This window comes from Pantoea sp. paga, from assembly GCF_007558755.1.
In the GTDB taxonomy this organism is placed as follows: Bacteria; Pseudomonadota; Gammaproteobacteria; order Enterobacterales; family Enterobacteriaceae; genus Pantoea; species Pantoea agglomerans.
The window spans coordinates 1-564 of the sequence record NZ_VLTF01000041.1 but is presented as its reverse complement, the minus strand read 5'-3'; the positions used below and the strand labels follow the sequence as shown (position 1 = coordinate 564).

1 pseudogene is annotated in these 564 nt (G+C 52.5%); it reads left to right on the top strand.

Annotation, left to right across the window (positions count from 1 at the left end):
• Nucleotides 1-63: 63 nt before the first annotated feature.
• A pseudogene (locus FOV68_RS23885) lies at nt 64-525 on the top strand (IS6 family transposase); the annotation flags it as partial.
• Nucleotides 526-564: the final 39 nt, after the last annotated feature.

The following is a 564-nucleotide window of genomic DNA, read 5'->3' as shown; positions in this document are numbered from 1 at the left end:
GGCACTGTTGCAAAAATCTGGAGGTGGTAAACTTACTCGCCACTTTTGCTGACGGAGCAGCACATGAACCCATTCAAAGGCAGGCATTTTCAGCGTGATATCATCCTGTGGGCGGTTCGCTGGTACTGCAAATACGGCATCAGCTACCGTGAGCTGCAGGAGATGCTGGCTGAACGCGGCGTCAATGTCGATCACACCACGATTTATCGCTGGGTTCAGCGTTATGCCCCCGAAATGGAAAAACGGCTGCGCTGGTACTGGCGAAACCCTTCCAGGTTCTGCTCCTGGCACATTGATGAAACATACGTGAAGGTCAGTGGCCGGTGGGCTTATCTTTACCGGGCCGTTGACAGCAGAGGACGCACCATCGATTTTTATCTCTCTTCGCGCCGTAACAGCAAAGCGGCATATCGGTTTCTGGGTAAAATTTTAAACAACGTGAAAGGCTGGCAAATTCCCCGTCTCATCAACACGGATAAAGCGCCCACCTATGGGCGTGCGCTCGCTCTGCTTAAACGCGAAGGTTGATGTCCGCCTGACGTTGAACACCGCCAGATTAAGTAG